Raw genomic sequence first — 18758 nt, forward strand, 5'->3', positions numbered from 1 at the left:
TAAGAGACAGCGAGAAACGACCGGCCCATTCGGGCCGGTCGTTTCTCGTTGCGGCCGCGCCAGCAATCGAACAGCCCGCGAAGCGGGCGTAGTTCGCGGGCCCCCCGCGCCGAATCTGACCGTCGCGAAGCGGCGGGCACATTCGACGCGAGGGATCCTGTCGGCACCTTGAGTCTTCGAGGTCGGTAGCCGGCGCATCGCGCCGGCGGTGACTCGAGCTCAAGCCGCGACGCTGTCGAGATCGTCGGGGAACAGGTCGGCGTAGACGTCGAGGGTCATCGTCGCGGAGGCGTGTCCGAGCATGCCCTGGATCGCCTTGATGTTGGCGCCGGATGAGAGCGCGAGGCTCGCCGCCGTGTGACGGAGATCGTGCGGCGTGACTCTGGGAAAGCTCGGGTCGGCGTCCTGCACTCGCTGCACCGCGGAAGCGAGCGTACGGGAGCGGAAGTTGCCGGCGCGGATGACGTCGGCGCGCTCCGCTTAGCAGCCGTTCGCGACGAGCACTGCGCCGCGCCGGAACGCTGAAATGGCTGGATGTCGGAGGGAGGCTGCGCGCGATGCGGTGTGTCTGCATGGATGCGGCAGAGTCAGTGTGGCCCGCGAGGCGTACATCGACGACAGTCGTCTCGCGCTCCACGAGGGTGTCGGATTAACAATCGACGACACGTTCGAGGAAGAACTGCACGAGCTCATCACCACGGTCACGTCTAGTCTGCGTGAAGTCGGTGGGCGATGTCGTCCGCCACGGCACCAGTAGACTCGTGCTCCCAGTACCGCATCACCTTCCAGCCCGCGTCGGCCATCCTCAAATCAGTGAGACGGTCACGCTCCACGTTGCGTGCGAGCTTCGGCTCCCAATAGTCGCGGTTCGATTTCGGCATGATGAAGTGGTCAGGGCACATATGCCAGAAGCACCCATCGATGAAGACGGCGACCTTCGCACTGGTGAACACGATATCGGCGCGCGACCGCAACTCAGCGACAGGTGCGAAGTCCACGCGGTACCTGAAGCCTCGGGCATGAAGGAGGCGGCGGACCCCGAGCTCGGGGCCGGTGTCCCTGCGGCGGTTGGCAACCATCGTCCGTCGTGCGCCCTCGGTGCTGGGAGGCGGAACGGCGATGGAGCCCATTCAGCAAGCGTAGGCCGCCAGGGACGCGCAACCGTCAGAAACTCAAGAAGTATGAGCCGTCATCGAGTGCGGTGAAGACCGCTTCGGTGGCGCCATAGCGATGCAGATCTCGCGTTGATACGAACGCATCACCAGGTAATCCCAGCCGGCGCCGAAACCACAAGCCGATATCGGCGTTGTCGGGCACGCTGTGCAACGCCTTGTCCCCGTCCTGCGCGACCGTGAGAAAGAGGGTTGCTCCGTCATCAGCGTGGACGGCGAATGGGATGCCGCGGTTTGGAAAGTAGCCAGATCTAGCCACGGTGGCGGGCACCGGAATGTATGCCTCCGCGCGGCGCCGGTTTCCGCGCTGGCCCCAGTTCAACCCTGCGCCCGCATTATGAACTTCGCCAGGATTCTTCGTTCGTTGAACGAGTGGAAGCGAGATCTGAGGTCGCCCCGTGAGCTCCGCGTGTGTCACAGGCTTCGCGGCGGTGACTCTGCTCCGAACCTCCTGCTCGAGCACTTCGTAGATCTCAACCTGGGAGAAGACATCGGCTCCATCGGCCGGGACAAACTCGATCGCGGCAGATTGCAGCATTTGCCAAGCTGATGCGGCATCGATGGCGACCATCGTCTCGCGACGTGTTCCGTCGATTCCGAACGCCGTCGCGGAGTAATTGGCGGAGCCGAACCACGCCTTGATCGGGATGCCACTCCTCAGCCATACATACAGCTTCGAATGGTCGGACACGCCGGTGGGAGCGTACGCGACCCGGAGCCAGGCACCGGAGACGGCGCTGGCGGCGGCCACGTACGCCTGGTGTGCTCTAAGCGGCAGGCCGTCCGAGCCGGTCATGCCAATGTTCAGCCGAATGCTGAAGTCGCGCTTGAGGTGTTCGCGCGCTTCCAGGATATGGAACATCGCGAAGCTTGCAGAGGCGTAACCCGCAAGGACGTGAAGCTCATCCGCGCCATCTCCCAACGGCGACAGCAGTACTTGCTGGAACAGATCGTCGCGAATGAGATCGGTGCTCACGTCAGTTGGCTACCGCGACTTCCTCATCGGACGGCACCATGTGCAGCAGATTCGCGTCAACGCTGTCGTAGCTGATGCCGGCGAAGGAACGGAACAGGGCAGTGAACACCGCGCGGGCTCCGTCGACGGGAACGGCCATCCCGATCTGCTTGCGCACGCTCTCCTTGGACCCTTCGAAGATGAAGTCGTCGGGGAAGGTCTGGATGCGCGCACGCTCGCGATTGGTGAGTGCCCGCGGCTCCTGCCAGTGGTAGACGTGGGTGCCGCCGCCACCCGAACCCGTCACGGTGTAGGACGGTTTGGCGAACTCGAGCCTGCGATAGATCTGGCTGATGCGAGCGCCGGCCACATTGAGTTGGAGGTGCTCCGGCAGGTCAGCAGTGAACGCATTCTGGCCAGGGAGGATATGAGTCAATCGCTCCACAACCTGCTTCGCCTGGCGCGTGCGCTCGTGGTTCGGAGCATCAGCCGCAATCGGCGGCTTCGAGATACGTCGACCGACGCTGACGTCGACTTCCTCGTACAGCGACGGCGAGGGCACCGCGAAGTCGATGTCGAGGTCGGCGCGGATGCCGACGATGAGGATGCGGTGACGGCGCTGCGGCACCCCGTACTGCTCGAACCGGTAGAGGTGCGGGTAGAGCCGGTAGCCGTGATTCCCCGCGGACTGGAGCGCCGAGAGGATCATCTTGAAGGCTCGACCCTCATTGCTGCTTTGCAAGCCGCCGACATTTTCAGCGACGAACCATTTCGGGTTGTGTGCCTCCAGCGCATTGACGCCGTACTGATACAGCGGGCCGAAGTTGCCGTGGATGCCCTTCTGCTCTCCCACGAGGCTGAAGTCATTGCACGGGAAGCCGAACGCGAGACCATCGATGGGGGGCAGGCTGCGGATGTCGAGCGCGCGAACGTCCTGATGGATGACCGATTCCTTTGTTGCGCCCGGGATGTTGCGGCGATACGTGGCGCAGGTGCTGTGGTCGTAGTCAGACGCCCATGCGTGGGTAACCTCGATTCCGGGGACAGCCTCTGCCGCCTGATGGGCCCCGAGTGCGATTCCACCTGGCCCGCAGAACAGCTCGCCGAGCGCGAAGGTTGTCATGTGTCTCCGTTCGTCTCGTCCATTCTCGCCCGGGCGTCCGACATCCGGCGTCACCACGCCCACGTTCAGCCTCGCTTGGGGGTGAATCCCAACCGGGCGGCTTCATCGAGGATCTTGACCGCTTGCGCCACCTGCTTGGCCGTCGGGGTCTTCCCCGCCGCAACGAGTCGTCCGACGCTGAATGCGATGCCGCGTTGCCAGCCCTGCAGGTTGTCGGTCTCCTTCGCCCAGGAGCTCAGCTGGAACCACGCCTGACTCCCGAACTCCTCCACCCGTTCCCGGGCGGCGACGTCTTCCTCATCTGCTGCGAGACCGATCGCGGCCTGGCCCGCCGCAACCGCCATGCGAGTCGCGTCCGGCGCAGGCGCTGAAGTGGTGAGAGCCGAACCGGGGTTCCAGTCGATGTCCTGCACTGCGGACCAAGCGGCCGCCGTCTTCGACCAGCTCGACACGTTCCGCGCTCCGGCGTTGCGAATGAGGTTCGCGTGGACCTCCGGGGCGACAGCTGTCACGGCGTCTCGCCACGCGTCCCCGGCGTCCTGACGCCGGGCGATGGCGTCCAGATCGAGCCGTCCCGCTGTACGATTCGAGATCAGTGCGATGGTGTATCCGACATCGACGGCCTTGTATCCGCCGAGGTCGAGCGAGCCGATGACGCGGTCGGTTTCCGCCCATAGCAGGGCCTTCGCGACGAGTCGCCAATAGTACTTCTCATCAGGCACGCCGCCGGAGGCGGGTCCGTGCTCGAGGTTCATGAAGATTGCAAGCGACTTCTCTGCGCCGGCGGCAACGACCTGCGGCATCTGAAGCCACGCGAGCTCGTACTTCGCAAGCTCGGCCTTGTCGAATCGGCGAGTGCGGTCATACTTCCGCTTGAAGCGCGCCTCAGCGCCGAGGGCGCGGGCGGCGGCGGTCTCCGTCGCGAACTGCCCGCGGATGCGTTCGAAGAACCAGAGCTTTCCTGTCTGATCCACAGAGAAGTCCACCGTGCGCGAAAGCTGCTCGATGCTCTGGAAGAAGCGATTGTTCGAGGTGAGGTCGCCCATCCGAACGGGACTCTGACTATTCGCGAACCGCGCGATCTGCAAAGCCATCTCGTCGGCGCCGATAGGCAGAACGGTGAGCTTCGCCTGAACAGACACGCCAGCAAGACTGATTCCATCGTGATACTTGGCATGGTGCAGGGACGCGGTCGTCTGCCCGCCGTTCACGATCTCGAGGCCCTTGATCGAAGTGACGATGTGCTCCCCGCCAACCAGCGACCGCTCCAGTTCGGTCGCTGTCAAGGAGAGCCCGTTGTTGAAGGCGAAGAACGATCCAGGCGTCTCTCGCAGGCTCTGACGGATGCCCTTGTTCACGCGGTTGTTCACCTGGAGGAACGCGCGAATGTTGCGACCCAGAATGCTTGCGCCGTGTGCTTGGTAAAGATCGGCGATGAGGTCACCGGGGAGGACCATCAGGTAAGAGCTCACATCGTGTTCCCCTATGGGCCCAAGAATGGGGACACCTCCTCCGGGTTGATCGTCGAAGTGAATCGTCTGCTCTCGGACCGCAGTATGCGCCACCGCAGTCGCGAGGTCGCCGGCATCCCAGACGCTGAGTTCTGCGGGGATCTCCGCGATGTTCTCCAGAGCCGCCTGCTGCGTCTCGTAGGACCCATTCGACATTGCGACGATTCGGATTGCCCGGATCTTGCCGCGCAGATCACGCAGGTAGGAGATCGCACGTGTCGCGTCACCGTCGCTTCGAGCTGCGGCGGGCAGCAGTCGGGTGAGCTGCGAAGTGGCATCGGTCACCGCGGGGAGCAGTTCGCGTTTGTCGCGGACTTCGCCCCACCTGCTTGGTGCGAAATCGGTGACGATCACAGTGAGTCGGCCAGTGTCAGCATCCCAGTCGAACGCATCGATACGACCGACAGGGTCTGCAAACCATTCAGGGCCATTCAGCTGGCCGGCTTCCTCGAGCAGTGCCATGCCCTGCCCAGTGAATGCCCGTGACGACGGAACCCCGTCATTCTCTGCCGAGATTGAGACGATTGTCCGCAAGGTATCCAGCGGGCTGGTCGCTTCCGCCATTGCCTCTCCTTATGAAAGTGTGATTCAGCTCAGATGGCGTTCGCGCCCGAGCGCCGCGAATGCGCAGTCCACGACGTCATCGTCATCGAGCAGGCCATCGGGGTCGGCATCCGCGGCAACATCCTCGTTCTCGACGAAGTACGTGATCGCGGCATAGACGATCGACCTCGCGTCGTCGTCAAAGGATGCCCAATCGCCCATGAGATCGGCCAAGTCGTCGTAGATGCGCGCGGCAAGTTGATCACCGTTGAGTGCGCGGAGGTGCTGCTCCGCCTGCGCCAGCATCGCCATCGCGGTCGTGTAGTCGACTGGAACCAGCATCGGCTCGAGGATCACGGCGTACGCCGCCGCTGCCTGAAGGAAACGCGCTCTCGGGTCGGCGGGCGTGACTGAGTTCGACGGCGATCCCACGTCAGCAGTCGCAGAGTCCTCCACATCGACCTCCGATCCACTTGCCGATATCTCGGAGATGGCCGGCGGCTCCTCAGCGTCGGGCTTGGTAGCCGCCGCGTTCGCCTTTGCGGCCCGCTTGGCGGCAGCTGCCGCCTTCTTCGACTCCAGCTCCTCAGCGACGTCAGCTGTCGCGCGGTCGAACGCGTGATTGACGATGGTCTTGACGTGTTCCTCCGGCAGCGCTTCGACGGCTATCCGTCCAAACTCACGGCCGATCAGGATGAGTGCGCGTCGCAGAGCAAAACGCCGGTGGTACGCGCCCTGTCCTATGCGGTCGAGATGCGCCTGCACAATGAGCCGCGCAAGGGCCCCGTAGCCCGTGAGCGACACTCGATCGGTGAGGTTGATGAAGTTGTCTTCGTCGAGTTGCAAGCATGCGTCCTGTCCGAGCAGGTTTCCTCGCCACCATGCCTGCCGGAACACGCCACGACGCCTGCCCAGGAGGCGATCAGCGCGTGAGTCCGATCGGGTTTCCCCTTCGTCATCGACCAGCGTTCGGTCAGGTTCGCCCTGCATCGCAGGCCATCGCCATATCGCCACGTCTGGCAGCACGCTGAGAGTGATGAACGCCCACACCTCTTCATCGGCTGCCTCAACAGGAAGCATCGGAACGGACTCAGCGAAGAGCACCGCCAGCTCTTGGTCAAAGGTGTAGGTCTGCTTTTTCCGCGTATGGGGAAACCCGTGTTTCTCGGCTAGCGCGACTACTGAGTCTCGAAGCCCATCCAGCGTTCCTTTGTCGACGCGAGTAGGTGCCGTCGCGTAGAACCTGCGTCCTTCGATATCCGTGTTCACGTACTCGGCCGCGGCGACGGGCGACTGCTCCCACAGCTTCGAGACAGCAGTGATCGCCTCATCGATGGGCATGCGCGGCCAGCCAGCGGGCATAGAGACTTCAGCCATTCACCCGCTCCTCGCCGAGCCGGCCCTGCAGTTCGACGTCGAAGCTTGCGGCATCGTAGTGGGCGATGTTCTGCAGCAGCTCGAAGTCCTTCCGGAACAGCCCAAGCGACGCAGACAGTGCATCTCCCAGAGAGCCATCGGGGTAGTCATGGTCGTGCTCATACACGCTGTCCTCCGCGAGCGCCAGACGCATGAGCTCCCGTTGAATGTCGATGAGCAGTGACGATGTCATTGCGTTTGCCGTCTCACCGCCCGGCTCCGCCATCATCCGCTGCACGTTCTCGTTCGACTCATTGACGAAGATGCGCACCGCAGCGTCGATGGGCGCTTCGAGGTCGGCCATGTCGACCTTCACCAGCCACCGGGCATTGTGCAGATCAATGAATGGGTGTTGACCCGCCGACACGGGAATGATCGGGAGTCGAGCCGCGATGCCCTCAAGCATCACGTGCCACTCCGTAGACCAAAGGACGGATCCCATCTCCGTGGGCGCGAGTTCATCCCGGTGTCCGGTCCCGGGAGTCACGAGTACGACCTTCGCTTCGAGGGTGAGCGAGCCGCCGACTGCGCCGACCGGGATCAGCACGCTCGCGCCCACTTCAGCGCCGTCGACAGGCACGATCGCGGAGCTTCCGCGAAGTCCCACGCGGCTCGTGCGCCAGGCAAGGCTCACCCCGAATTCTGCGTCGTCGGGCAGTCCGACCGCGCTCGCGAGTCCTGCGGCGTCCAATAGCACTTCGACGCTCGCCTGGATGCTCTGGTAGTACGTCCAGTCCGTTGCAATCGTCATGTTGTCGTAGGACGGCCCATCTTCAACTGCGATCGTCCAGCGGTCGATGCGCGCAGCCGTAGGAGGCAGGGTGCGGTACCCCCGGCTCGAGTGCGTCACGCGAGAGCCGCCTTCGAGATCTGCACTGCGATCGCGGCTCTGCGGGTGTGGACGACTCGAACTTTCAGGCCCTCAGCCTTCAACTTCGGGCCGTCAATCACAGCTCCGCTTGCGACCACGTCGTCACCGGCCACCCATCCGATAATCGCCGCGGGGGTGTCGACATCAGTCTTCGTCGCGCCGCCACCTGCTTCTGCGACCACGCGAGGGTCTGCCATGACTTTCCAGCGCGACAGGTCAGCGCCGGGGCGGATGCGAACCGCGAGTGGGAAGTCCACGACGATCTCATCACCATCCGTGCCGACTGGGGAGGGGTCACCATTGACAGTCACGCTCAGCTCCACTCTCGAACGCGTGCCTTGGGTCCTTCGCTGCTTCTCTGCGCCCTTTCCCGTGAACCCCATGAGGTTCTCCGCGAGCGTGCGCGAGAGGTGTGCGACTCCGCCGATGCTCGACTTGGAGTCCTCCGGATCGGGCGCCTGCAGTCGCACGGTGGTAGCGGTTCGAATGCTGTCGAGTGTCCAGGCGACGGGTCGGAGTTTCTTCGCCCCGTGCTCGCGCGCCCATGAGTCGTGTGTGACCGGCTCCGAGCGAGCGAAGTCATCCTCCACGGCGGGGTCTGCGAGGAAGACCCCCGCCAAGTACTGGCCGTGCGGATCCGGGTCGACCTTCTCGTAGCGGACGACGAAGCGAGGGCCGCGCATGAGCGCGACAGTTGAGTTGAGATCGCGGCTGAGCCGGCGCTCCATCGACTCCGCTTGGAGAGCCCGACGGATAACCAGGACTCCCGTTCGAGGGCGCTTGGTGTCCAGGGGGAGGGAGTAGGCCTCGGCCTGCCATGACGGCTCGTAGCCATCCTCTGTCTGCACCCGAGCGGCTTCCTTGAATGCAAGCGCGAATTGCTGGATCTGCGGGTAGTGGTCGATCTCGAGGGGAATCAGCGCGCCGTGCACCGAGTACGCGAAGCGGATGCTCGCCTCACCGCTGGCGGCCGCGAAATGTGGCCACGCCCATGTCATCGTCGCGTCCCGGATCGAATCCATGATTGCCGGCAGATCCTCAGTGGAATCCACCGACGGATCCTTGGGGGCAAGCACGGCGATCGTCGTGCCCGTACCGCCGCCACTGGTCAGCATGTTGAGCCGTTCGGCGAGTTCTGTCGCGGCTGGGCCCTCAAGGGGGAGAACTCCGTTCTCGGGGCGCTGTCCCCACCAGTGGCGGCCGGTGAAGCGACGGCCGGCGTGCGCGAAACCTGAACCGACGCTCGTGGCGATGAAGCGGTCGACTAGCTGTCCGTCCATCTCCGTCCGTGTGTAAACCAGGCACGTCCGGACGGAGCTCGCGTCGTAAAGGACGCCCTTTCCGAACCCATACGTTCCACCGCCGAGCTCCCGACGAAGATCACGCCCGATGTCGAACACGAAGTTTCGGAAGTCGGTTCGGACGCCGTCATCGACCGCCTGGTCAGCTGGCGCGGGCCCGGACAGACCGCGAGTACCTCCGTCGCGGACGACCAGTGCGTCGAGGTTGCCCGTGGAGAGAAGCGACCCGAGCTGATCGGCCGGGGCGGGCAGTGAATCCGCGAAGACCAGGTCGCGAAGCGTGGCAATCGCTGCCGCATCGAACCTGACGGCATCGATCGCGAAGTCGATCGATCCGTCCCGATCGACGCGCGCATCCCAACTGTTCTGCAGCGACTCCCGTAGGAAGACCTCCCAAAATCCGAGGTTGGGCTTGCCGAGCGCTCGTCGAGCCGCGTCGCCGTCGATCATTCCGGTGGGCGGGACCATCTCTGAGTAGAGGTCAAGCTTCATCTGCGTCGTCCAGCTCTTGCTCGTCTGCCTTGTCGGCGGCGTCCAGAGCTTCGGCTTCCTCGATGTCCGCCGCGCCCGGCACGTTGGCGATCACGTAGCCGATGGCCTTGTCCGGAGTTGACGACGCCGGGAAATCCACCGAGATGCCTGTGACGATACCGACTGCGTCGAGCGGGACGCGCGTTGTGGCGCTAGCGGCGGGCGCCGAGGTGCGGTCGAGGAAGTACAGACGCAGGATACCTTCGTCTGGGTGCCGTTCGGAGCGCTCGACCGCCAGGTCTGCGCCCTTGGGTGGCGTCTCGCCGCCCTCCCAGTCGATACCTGCGATGCGGTCCTCGGCGCTCGTGAGGATGCGGATGTTTGCGAGATCGTCGTCTGTACTCCCGAGCCGGCTGCGGACAACCGTGCCGATCTGTCCGATACCGGGAAGATCCAGCTTCTCGCCGTTGGGGCCTTCCATGATCACCACGCGCCATTTCCGCAGCGAGTCCTGCTGGAGTTCCTCCTTGAGGTAGTCGGTGAGCAGAGCGCGGGTCATCTCGCGCTGGTCCTCATCGAACTCGTAGTCCTCAAAGAAGCGCAGAATGTACTCCGCAGGCACGTCGCGATATCCACGGAGCGACTGCTTGAGCGAAGCGCCCGCGGGGAACTTCGCGATGTCGCCGCCATAGCGCTGCACGGTTTCCAGCAGGTCCTTTGCCGCCGTCAGGTTGCGATCGAGGCGTGCGCCGTCCAACCGTCGGAACACGGTTGTCTGCGGGTTGCGGCCGCTGTAGGACAGCGAAGCGTTCACGGCGTTCCGCATCTTCGCCGCCTCGGTGATCGCGAGATCCGGATGCAGTCGGATGCGCACGCCAAGCTCGAGCGGCGATAGGCCCTCTCGGCGGTAGCGCGCGATCTCGTCGCGGATCTCCTGCTCGACCTTGGACAGGTCGCGGAACCATCCGCGCAGCTCGTCGGTCATCCAGACCCGGCAGAGATCCTCGTACCCTCCGCGATAGCCGAACCATCTGCCCATCTGAAGGAGCGTGTCGTAGGCGGACGCCGAGCGGACGAAGTAGCTGGACGTCAACCCTTCCAGTGTCAGACCGCGGGAGAGGGTGTTGCCTCCGATGACGATGGCCGTTGTCGGCTTCGCGCTGGAGTAGCTCAGGCGGTCGGAAGACTTGTAGTTGTCGACGACGATGTCAATGTCATCGAGGGTCGCACGCAACGTCGCCCCTAGCTCACCCCAGGTGATCGACCCGTACCCGAAGCTGCTGGCCGATACGCGAGCCGACTCCGACTTCCAGATCTCCTCCAGTTCGAGGAGCGTGGTCGCGTCGTTGGTCGCGATGCCGACGCGCACTGCTCCGAGAGCATCGACAACGATGTCCCGCGTCCGAAAGTGTGCGTCCGAGAGCATCGACGTGTGGATCAGCATCGAGGAGTGCCGTCCGTGCCCGTTCCGAATCCGCTTCGCGGCGGTCGAGAGAACAAACCAGAGAATGGCGCGGCGGAGCTCCGAGCCGAGAATCGGGTTCCAAGTCTTCACCGCACCCAAGCCAGCCGGGGGCCGGGCTGACACCGCCTCTGCCGCGGGAATCGTCCGAATCATGTCAAGGCCCGCCTCGTCCGGTGAGTCGATACTCCCAAACAGACGTTCCGGCCCGAAGTAGCCAGCGGGCTTCGGCATCGACACGATGACCGTGCGCGGATAGAGGTCCTTTTCGTTGCTCGGGTCGATGAGGAGGTTCGCAAACGGCGTCGCTGTGTACGCGACGTATGCACTGCGCGGGTGCTTCAAGATGTCGAGGAGAAGGCCGTTGATGGTCGAGGTGCGGCCAGCGGTCCCCACGTCGATGCTTGCCTGGTCAGCCTCATCGTCGATCAGAAGCATGGGAGCATGCTGCATCGCGATCTTCCCTGCGCCGGTCATCCAATCGCGCAAGCGACGAAGTCGTGCCGGGTTCTTCTTGATGACGGCGATGAGAGCTCCGTCGAACTTCGTGAAGAGCGCAGCGGCGCCGCTCGACTGTGCGAAGTCCTCACCCCGTTTCGTCAGCGGATACCACTCGACCGAGTCGCCGACCAGCACCTCATCGATACGAGCCTGCGTCTGATCGCGGAGGATGTCGGTCACTCCGGAGAGCACGACAATCAACTTGTAGCCCGCGTCCGCGGCTTTCGCCGCGAGCGCCATGAAGTTCGTCGTCTTGCCGCTCTGCACGTAGCCGAGGACCAGGCCGCGATCCGAGAACTGGTGCGTCCCCGGAGGGTTCAGCTTCGACAGCGTCAGGCTCGTCACCTTGTCGATGTCGGTGACGGCCGCATCACCGAGGCGATCCTCGAGGATTGCCTTCACCGGGGGCCAGAAGCGATCGCTCGCTTTCGGGCCCGGGTACCACGGCGTGTGCGGAGTCTTCGGGTCGACGACCACTTCGACGCCGGCGATGTCGGACATCCGCATCTCGTGTCGGGCGATCGCGAGTTCGATCAGTTCTTCCGGCGTTCGTGTGGCCCGAAGAAAGCTGCGCACAGAATCGAGCGATTGTCCGCCGGCGACCCAGGCGCCGACCATGTTCGCAAAGGTGTCGATCTCATCGTCGGTGTACAGATCACTCATCAGTTCTGAATACTCCCCCATTGATAGTTAGCACGTGCGCCGGGCGTCAGTTCCCCGCGGCGCGGTCGTCTGGCATCCGGCAAGTGCCGGGTCCTACAGCCCGCCGAACGTCTCGTCGAGAATCGCCTTGAACGCCTTGGCGGCGGTGTAGTCGAAGTGGATGCTCTGGGTCGGGGAGTCGCCCGGCTGCGGGCCGCCCTCCTTGTAGTTGTAGAGGTAGAGGTAGAGGGTCCCGTCCTCGTCCAGGACCTTCTGCACGTATCCGTCCACCGTGCTCTGGGGCGGTTTCACCTGCCGATCACCAACCACAAACTTGCCAATTGCCGCCATAGCTCACCCCTTGCTTGATTGGAGCATCTGCGCCCCGGTTGAACGTTATCTAGGAAGTGCTTCGGGACGCATCCCAATGCTTCCGGAAGCCGAATGCGCACGCGCCCCCTGCCGCAGAGCCGGCAGCCACGCTCCGTAGAAGTTGCGAATCGAGGCCGGCGACGGACGGCGAGTGCCCGCAGCCGCCTGCTCCTTGACCCACTGGTCGTAGTTCGCAAAAGTCTGCTCGATGCCGGTCGCGGTCGCATCTGCGATGAAGTCGACGATCGCCTGGGCGTAGTCATCCTCGCTGAAAGCGAGCAGTCCCTTCTGTCGACCCTTGGTTGCCGTTGCCAGTCCCATCGACTCAAGGGCATCATTCCAGCCGTCATACCGCTTCTGGATCGTTTGGCGAGTAGGAGGCCACGGCTTCGAACCCTTCGCGGACGTCAACCCCATCGCATCGAGCAGTTCCCCGCGTAGCTCGTTGTAGCGAGCGCCGGTGATCGTGAGGGTCCCGTCGTCGAGGGCGGCGCGCTGCGCGGCACCGATGATACCCAGGATGGTGGCAAGCTCCTCAGGCGTGACGGATGCCTCGACCAAGTGCGCTCCGAGCTCGTCGAGCAGTTCCTGCGGGAGATTGACAGCTGCCCACGCGTAGTCCGGCTTGAGACGGAGATCTGAGCCGAGGAGGAACCACACACCCGCTTCGAGGGCGACATTGGAGAAGATGTCAACGTCGTTGTTCTGGTCGAACACGATGCCGGAATCCTTTAGGGCATCGTCGGCCACCACGATATCCATAGCTGGATACAGCACGGCAAGCCGCGAGATCGTCTCTGCTCGCGTGAAGCCCTGGTGCGCGAGATCCGACGCGACGTCGCGGAACGAAGCCAGGAATTCGTCGCGGGCCGACGCGGCGAGTGCCGACTTTGCGGCCTGACGGGCGGCGCGGGATGCTTCGGCATCTGCTCCCCCGAGCTTGACGACGACAAGACGCACACCCTCACGAGTCAGGCCGACAACAGCAGCGATCTCCTGGAGAGTCGCGCCGTCCGAGTAGCGGTCGAGGATGAGCTTGTTGCGGTCGCTGAGCGGGGTTGTCATGTTCATCGGGTTCGGCCTTCGGGATCGGATCAGGTGGTGTCGCAACTCACCATAGACTATGCGCTGAGCAAAAATCTACTTGTGCAGACAGCGGCCATTGTGCCATGCTCATCAAGTCGAGCCGAAACGCTCGGCGGAAGCACCATCTGGCGGCTCCGGACGGGAGCCGCGTCATCACATAAGAAACCCGGCAGGGCTTCTGGAGGGTCATCGACCCGCAGCAGCGCGGCCGGCCTCGGGCCGGCCTTTCTGTTTCCAGGGGCTCTCCTCTATGAAAGAGGTAGAGCAATGAACACGACCGACGCGACGACATTCGCTGCATTCCACGCGGTGATCAAGTTCGACAAGCTTGTCGAGCAGACCGTCGAACGCATCACCCGCTTCTCGGGATTCGTTCCGGCGCGGTACTTCGTGCCGGTGATCGACGTCATCGACCTGGAGGCGAACCCGCGCTCCTCGAAGGTCGGGCAGGTCACGGCCGCGATCCGAGAGTCGATCGAGAACACGCCGAACGACTTCCCGTTCAAGACCAAGGGCATCCTCCTCGGGGCGTCGAGCTACCGTCGCCTCGACCGCGATCGTATCGGCGTGAACTTCGAGAAGCGCAAGATCGAGGGCATCCTCGACGGCGGCCACAACACACTCGCAATCGGCCTCCACGTCCTTGCCAAGGCGGGTGTGCCCGACGCTTCTATCAAGAAGGTCAGGGTCTGGGAAGACTTCCGCGCTCTGTGGCATGAGCAGGCTGAGACCGTCGACGAACTCCGCGCAAAGGTACGCGACGGAGACAGCACAGACCTGGACTTCCTGATTCCTGTGGAGCTCATCGTCCCCTCGGACCCCGAGGATGAGATCGTGACGGAGGAGTTCGAAGCATCCCTTCTCGACATCTGCGCGGCGCGCAACAACAACGTCCAGCTGAAGGTCGAGGCGAAGGCGAACAAGCGCGGCTACTTCGATGACTTGAAGCAGACGCTGCCGTCCTACATCAGTGAGCGCGTGGAATGGCAGCAAGGCGACCCGAAGCCGATCAAGGTGGCCGACATCGTCGCGCTCGCGTGGGTTCCGCTCGGGATGTTGGAGCCGATGCCTGCCGCTGACGACGGCAAGCCGGTCGTTCCGCCCCTTCCGCAGAACCTCTACCGCAACAAGGGCGACTGCGTCGTCCGCTTCGAGCGGCTAATGAGCTCGCCGGTCGTCACCAAGGAGCACGGAGCGGTCGCCGAGCTGCACAACGTTCCCGTGTTCAGCGCGTTGGCGATCGCGGGTCAGATCCCCGCGCTGTACGAGCTGATCTACCGCAAGTTCCCCGAGGCGTACAACAAGAACGGCGGACTTTACGGGCGCATCACGGCAGTGAGCAAGATGAACCCCGCGAACTCGAAGACTCCGCACAAGACGCGCTTCACCGACCAGGGCGCGAAGTACGCGAGCCCTGAGGGTTTCATCATCCCGCTGGTCTACGGTCTCTCCGCTCTGCTCGAGCGCCGGGAAGATGGCACGATCGCGTGGAAGACCGACCCGACCACCTTCCTCAACGAAAATCTGGACGAGATCGCGAAGCGGTTCAAAGGCATTATGCAGATGGGAGACTTCGACCCGCAGAAGGTCGGCAAGTCCGGTCCCGCGTACACGATGGTGCGCGACACGTACACGACGCTGCTGCTGGCGGCGAAGGCAGGGGAGACTGTCTGATGGGTGACGATGTCGAGTTCAACGTCGGGCTGGTCGCGATCGCGATGAGGCCTGAGGATGTCGACTTCCGCGGAGTCCCGGTGTCAGCCGGCCGCGGCGGCGCCGAGCAGGAGGGCAAGCTTCGCGAAGCCGTGATTGAGTCGAGCGACGGGCTGCGCATGACGATCGGATGCACGGTCTGGGAGGACGGGTCGGCTGATGTCCAGCCCCTCGACTTCCTCGCCGGCCCTGATGCCTACCGTCGGCTCGAGGCCGCCGGCCGCATGTCGCTCGCCGATGCCGGCGACGGCTCACGGGTTGCGCTGTTGCGCACCCTCAAGTACGGCGATCGCGGCTACCCGTCGCTCGCGTCGGTGTCATGGGAAGAGCTGAGCGAACTGGCGGGCGCGGATGCCGCGGATCTCCTGATCTCGCACGGTGCTCGGGTCGGAGCGTACGAAGACCTGAGGCCGCAACCTCGGCAGTACCGCGAGCACCCCGCTTTCGCGGTCTCGGAGGATGGCCTCGAGGCGGTCTTCGCCGCGTTCGCGATCACGCGCGTGATCCCGATCATGAAGGGCTTCGGCCGCGACGGTGGAGTGGAGGCGTTGTACTGATGTCCGGATATGTCGTTGAGCTCCCCGATCACAACACCTATGGCGAGGTGATGAAGGGATACTTCTCACTCATGCGCGGATTCGGGCTCGAGTTCGCGAACCGCAGTCACGGCATCCTCGCGCCGACGCATGGCACACGCTGGTTCGATGAGTACGTCGCATGGCGGAACGAGCAGGATCCGGTTCATGTGAAGCGGCGCCAGTCGCCGGCCGACCCGAGCTTCTTCCTTCGGGAGTTTCTGAGCGCTCCAGAGACCGTCTATCGCGAGGTGATCCCGAACACCGGGGATCTTCGCGTTCTCTCGAAGAAGATCATCGACACCCGCAACACGTGGCTGCATTTCGCCGATGAGCCGTCGGTACTGCAGCTCCGGGAGGCGGCTGAGTATCTGCGCGACTTCGGTACGAGAGCGTCGATGAGTGTGGCTGGCCCGGCGACCCGCATGATCAAGCGGATCGACCGTATCAAGTCAGGTCAGCACCAGCCGGGGCAGGCGCAGGAGACCTCCCCGCAGCAGGATCCTTCGGGTCTTGCCGGCGGCGGTGAACCGCCCGCCGAGATTCCGCTCGAGCCCATCGCCGTCGAGCCTCGTCCTCCGATTGGGTCCCTTTGGCGCGGCGACGTTCCCACCCGACGGGTGAAGGTGACCCGCACCCGTGACGTCGTCGACATCGCGACCGGTGCGTCGCTTCGCGGTGAGACCAGCGGAGATCTTGGCGAGAAGATCCGCCAGTGGACCTCTGCTCGCCCCCTTGGCGACCTGTGGGTCGACACTGATGGCGCGGTGGGCGGCTTTGTAGAGGGCCAAGAGCGCCTTCTCGGATACACCGGCGAGGATCCCGAAGGTGAGACCGCCCGCGGATTCCTTGTGAAGAGGTTCTACGACATCCGCGACGGCAGGCTCGTCGACATCGACTCCGGGTCGGCGCTCGGCGATACTGTGGGAGCCGGCTGCGCCGAACAAGCGCGCGAGATCGAGGATGCAGTGGCCACCGTGGTGGAGCCCGGGGGCACCATCCGCGTGACCAACTACGGCGACGTGCTGTACCTCGACGACACAGGAACGTCTCGCATCGCCGTGGTGACCCCGGAGACGTGGTTCCCAGGGCACCTGGGATAGGAGCGGCCGCGACCGCTGCAACTCGAGGTCTTTGAGAATTCGGTGGCCGACGAACCCTCGCGAGCAAATAGTCGGTTCGCGACGACGCGTCCGCGACGCAACGCGCGCAGCCGCGATGTATCCGAGCAAGACTCAGTGTTGCGTGCGGCTGCGCTCCTCGACGACGCCCTGCATCACGCGAGTCTGAACTTTGTTGAGTGCTTCCATACGGACGGATGTGGGGAGCGTTTCTAGCTCCTGGACAGCGCGCTCGATCGCCTCTTCGATGGAGGGACGCACCCGGGTTGATGGAGTAGCGGATCGGGAGGCGGGCAAGACCCCGGCGGTGTCGAACAAGTCATCAAGCGACATCCCGAGAACACGCGAAAGTGTGACCTGGTGCTTCGCAGATGGGAGCCGATACCCGGTTTCGATCTGCGCGACGTACGGGTATGAGAGGTCGGTTGCCTCGGCGAGATCCTTTCGACTCATCCCAAGTTCGTCCCGTCGCGCAGCGATACGGCGACCAAGCGCGAGGTCTCCTGTGCGCGGGGACGTACCCGCACGCGGTTCGGGGGTGACGCGGGCCATGCGTCTATGCTCTCAGAACAGATGAAATCATGCAATGTGCGACTTCGATTAGGGCTCCGAGGGACGAAATGCTCCCGCGACGCCCACGATCATTTCGCGAGCCCTGGCGTTGTGGCCTGACACCTCAAGCAGCCCACCCATCCGAGATTTGAGCTGATATTGGACGAGCTCCAAGCACTTGCCGAGAGACCCAACTTAGCGCCGTGTGGATCCTCCGCAGACGCCCGCGCCGGGCAAGAGACGTCCAGCCGCCACAGGGTCGCAGCCTGAACAGTAAGAAGCAATGCACGCAGGCACCCGAGGTGAGCGAGACCCTTTAGGAACACTCCCCTACACGCAACTGCATGTCGGAAAAATACCTGGATAACGAGCAAAACTGGACGTACTCTGGCGGCATGGGAGGGGGTTCTCGAACGGTGGAAACGAAGTGTCGAATCCAGAGGAGTTCGACAGGCCATCGGCTACGCGCTCAAGGGCACCTGCGACGCACACCTGCACCACTCCCCCAGCGTCGACGCGCTCGAGGCGTACAGTGGCGCATCCGATTCGAGAGTGTCGCGGTTCATTGTCGAGAACGGCGTCATAACGTCCGACGAGCTCACCGCGGGCGGCCTTCGTGCCTGGCTCACGGGACACGACCCGCTCATCGGGGAGCGCGGCCGTCAGCGACTGAGCCCCGACGCCGACTTGCTGCTCGACGGAACGCTCAACCACCCGAAGTCCTACAGCATCGCCGCGCTTCTGAATCCCCAACTCGACACTGAGTTCGAAGCGCTCCAGGACCGCTTGCGTGAACGCATCCTGCTCACGTGGCAGATGGAACTCGATGCACGTCGCGGGCACGGAGGGCTTATCCGTGAGGAGATCAGCCGCCTCGAGGTCGTCGAGTTGCAGCATCGGCGCTCTCGCGCGCTCGACCCCCACAATCACCGTCACCTCTGGCTGAACATCAAGGTGCTCGGCGCCGACGGCAAGTGGTCGAACCTCGACTCGCGCGTCGCGATGAAGCTGCACACCGTCGTCAACGCCGAGGGCGAGCTCGCCGCCCGCACCGATCCCGCGTGGATCGCCGCGCTCGCCCGGCACGGCTACACGCTCGACGACACTGGCGAGATTGCCGAACTCGCCGGCGCCGTCCGGCCCTTTTCGCGTCGGTCGGCGCAGATCGGGGCCAACCGCGCGCGCCTGATCGTGGAGTGGTCGGGCGGGTCACGGAGGATCTGCGCCGAGCGTGGAGGTGATGCAGCAGATCGATCGCCGCGCCTGGGCGGTCTCGCGTCCGAACAAGCCGGCCGTTCTTGACGAGGCGTCGTGGAAAGCGCGCGTCCGCGACGAGATCACAGCAATCGATCCCAGTCTGACCACCCACCG

At 63.9% G+C, this 18758-nt stretch carries 15 protein-coding genes and 1 pseudogene; 4 read left to right on the forward strand and 12 right to left on the reverse strand.

Annotated elements, in window-relative coordinates; translation table 11 throughout:
* Window positions 1–219: 219 nt before the first annotated feature.
* The 11 genes and pseudogenes from ACFUTX_RS12000 to ACFUTX_RS12050 all read right to left on the reverse strand — a co-directional run.
* Window positions 220–429 (reverse strand): annotated as a pseudogene (locus ACFUTX_RS12000) (tyrosine-type recombinase/integrase); the annotation flags it as partial.
* Window positions 430–707: 278 nt separating this feature from the next.
* Window positions 708–1130, reverse strand: coding sequence for a very short patch repair endonuclease (locus ACFUTX_RS12005; protein WP_378864700.1), 423 nt, complete (start codon window positions 1128–1130; stop codon window positions 708–710).
* 34 nt (window positions 1131–1164) lie between these two features.
* On the reverse strand, window positions 1165–2148 hold the full coding sequence (locus tag ACFUTX_RS12010) for a restriction endonuclease PLD domain-containing protein (RefSeq protein ID WP_378864702.1): 984 nt from the start codon (window positions 2146–2148) through the stop codon (window positions 1165–1167).
* 1 nt (window position 2149) lies between these two features.
* The gene (locus ACFUTX_RS12015; RefSeq protein WP_378864705.1) at window positions 2150–3250 is read right to left on the reverse strand and encodes a DNA cytosine methyltransferase; all 1101 of its coding nucleotides are present in this window, start codon (window positions 3248–3250) and stop codon (window positions 2150–2152) included.
* A 65-nt stretch (window positions 3251–3315) separates the two neighbouring features.
* Window positions 3316–5325 carry an AIPR family protein gene (locus tag ACFUTX_RS12020; protein ID WP_378864708.1) on the reverse strand — a complete coding sequence of 670 codons (2010 nt, stop codon included), beginning with the start codon at window positions 5323–5325 and terminating at the stop codon, window positions 3316–3318.
* A gap of 24 nt (window positions 5326–5349) precedes the next feature.
* Window positions 5350–6681 carry a hypothetical protein gene (locus ACFUTX_RS12025; protein ID WP_378864710.1) on the reverse strand — a complete coding sequence of 444 codons (1332 nt, stop codon included), beginning with the start codon at window positions 6679–6681 and terminating at the stop codon, window positions 5350–5352.
* Window positions 6674–7570, reverse strand: a complete 897-nt coding sequence (locus ACFUTX_RS12030; protein ID WP_378864713.1) for a hypothetical protein — start codon at window positions 7568–7570, stop codon at window positions 6674–6676. Before ACFUTX_RS12030 ends, ACFUTX_RS12025 begins: the two co-directional genes overlap by 8 nt.
* Window positions 7567–9384, reverse strand: a complete 1818-nt coding sequence (locus tag ACFUTX_RS12035) for a hypothetical protein (RefSeq protein WP_378864716.1) — start codon at window positions 9382–9384, stop codon at window positions 7567–7569. The genes ACFUTX_RS12030 and ACFUTX_RS12035 overlap by 4 nt, the downstream gene beginning before the upstream one ends.
* Window positions 9374–11989: a Z1 domain-containing protein gene (locus ACFUTX_RS12040; protein ID WP_378864719.1), complete on the reverse strand. Its 2616-nt coding sequence runs from the start codon at window positions 11987–11989 to the stop codon at window positions 9374–9376. The genes ACFUTX_RS12035 and ACFUTX_RS12040 overlap by 11 nt, the downstream gene beginning before the upstream one ends.
* 93 nt (window positions 11990–12082) lie before the next feature.
* Window positions 12083–12280: a hypothetical protein gene (locus tag ACFUTX_RS12045; RefSeq protein WP_378864720.1), complete on the reverse strand. Its 198-nt coding sequence runs from the start codon at window positions 12278–12280 to the stop codon at window positions 12083–12085.
* 84 nt (window positions 12281–12364) lie between these two features.
* Window positions 12365–13411 (reverse strand): hypothetical protein, encoded by a 1047-nt coding sequence (locus ACFUTX_RS12050; protein ID WP_378864723.1) that lies wholly within the window; start codon window positions 13409–13411, stop codon window positions 12365–12367.
* Between the two features lie 30 nt (window positions 13412–13441).
* Between ACFUTX_RS12050 and ACFUTX_RS12055 the strand changes: the two genes are divergently transcribed.
* The 3 genes from ACFUTX_RS12055 to ACFUTX_RS12065 are packed head-to-tail and all read left to right on the forward strand — an operon-like array spanning window position 13442 to window position 16817.
* The gene (locus tag ACFUTX_RS12055; RefSeq protein ID WP_378864726.1) at window positions 13442–15100 is read left to right on the forward strand and encodes a hypothetical protein; all 1659 of its coding nucleotides are present in this window, start codon (window positions 13442–13444) and stop codon (window positions 15098–15100) included.
* Complete coding sequence (locus ACFUTX_RS12060; protein WP_378864729.1) at window positions 15100–15696, forward strand: hypothetical protein; 597 nt, start codon at window positions 15100–15102, stop codon at window positions 15694–15696. The genes ACFUTX_RS12055 and ACFUTX_RS12060 overlap by 1 nt, the downstream gene beginning before the upstream one ends.
* The gene (locus ACFUTX_RS12065; RefSeq protein ID WP_378864732.1) at window positions 15696–16817 is read left to right on the forward strand and encodes a hypothetical protein; all 1122 of its coding nucleotides are present in this window, start codon (window positions 15696–15698) and stop codon (window positions 16815–16817) included. The genes ACFUTX_RS12060 and ACFUTX_RS12065 overlap by 1 nt, the downstream gene beginning before the upstream one ends.
* Window positions 16818–16949: 132 nt before the next feature.
* On the opposite strand, the gene ACFUTX_RS12070 is transcribed toward ACFUTX_RS12065, so the two are convergent.
* Window positions 16950–17387 (reverse strand): helix-turn-helix domain-containing protein, encoded by a 438-nt coding sequence (locus tag ACFUTX_RS12070; protein WP_378864734.1) that lies wholly within the window; start codon window positions 17385–17387, stop codon window positions 16950–16952.
* Between the two features lie 552 nt (window positions 17388–17939).
* Between ACFUTX_RS12070 and ACFUTX_RS12075 the strand changes: the two genes are divergently transcribed.
* On the forward strand, window positions 17940–18689 hold the full coding sequence (locus tag ACFUTX_RS12075; protein ID WP_378864737.1) for a relaxase domain-containing protein: 750 nt from the start codon (window positions 17940–17942) through the stop codon (window positions 18687–18689).
* Window positions 18690–18758: the final 69 nt, after the last annotated feature.

The sequence above is a fragment of the Microbacterium sp. NPDC057407 genome, from assembly GCF_042803895.1.
Lineage (GTDB): Bacteria > Actinomycetota > Actinomycetes > Actinomycetales > Microbacteriaceae > Microbacterium.

Coding starts and splice junctions, on each gene's coding strand:
- ACFUTX_RS12005 (WP_378864700.1), bottom strand. CDS start 1,130: ATGGGCTCCATCGCCGTTCCGCCTCCCAGCACCGAGGGCGCACGACGG.
- ACFUTX_RS12015 (WP_378864705.1), bottom strand. CDS start 3,250: ATGACAACCTTCGCGCTCGGCGAGCTGTTCTGCGGGCCAGGTGGAATC.
- ACFUTX_RS12020 (WP_378864708.1), bottom strand. CDS start 5,325: ATGGCGGAAGCGACCAGCCCGCTGGATACCTTGCGGACAATCGTCTCA.
- ACFUTX_RS12025 (WP_378864710.1), bottom strand. CDS start 6,681: ATGGCTGAAGTCTCTATGCCCGCTGGCTGGCCGCGCATGCCCATCGAT.
- ACFUTX_RS12035 (WP_378864716.1), bottom strand. CDS start 9,384: ATGAAGCTTGACCTCTACTCAGAGATGGTCCCGCCCACCGGAATGATC.
- ACFUTX_RS12040 (WP_378864719.1), bottom strand. CDS start 11,989: ATGAGTGATCTGTACACCGACGATGAGATCGACACCTTTGCGAACATG.
- ACFUTX_RS12050 (WP_378864723.1), bottom strand. CDS start 13,411: ATGAACATGACAACCCCGCTCAGCGACCGCAACAAGCTCATCCTCGAC.
- ACFUTX_RS12060 (WP_378864729.1), top strand. CDS start 15,100: ATGGGTGACGATGTCGAGTTCAACGTCGGGCTGGTCGCGATCGCGATG.
- ACFUTX_RS12065 (WP_378864732.1), top strand. CDS start 15,696: ATGTCCGGATATGTCGTTGAGCTCCCCGATCACAACACCTATGGCGAG.
- ACFUTX_RS12070 (WP_378864734.1), bottom strand. CDS start 17,387: ATGGCCCGCGTCACCCCCGAACCGCGTGCGGGTACGTCCCCGCGCACA.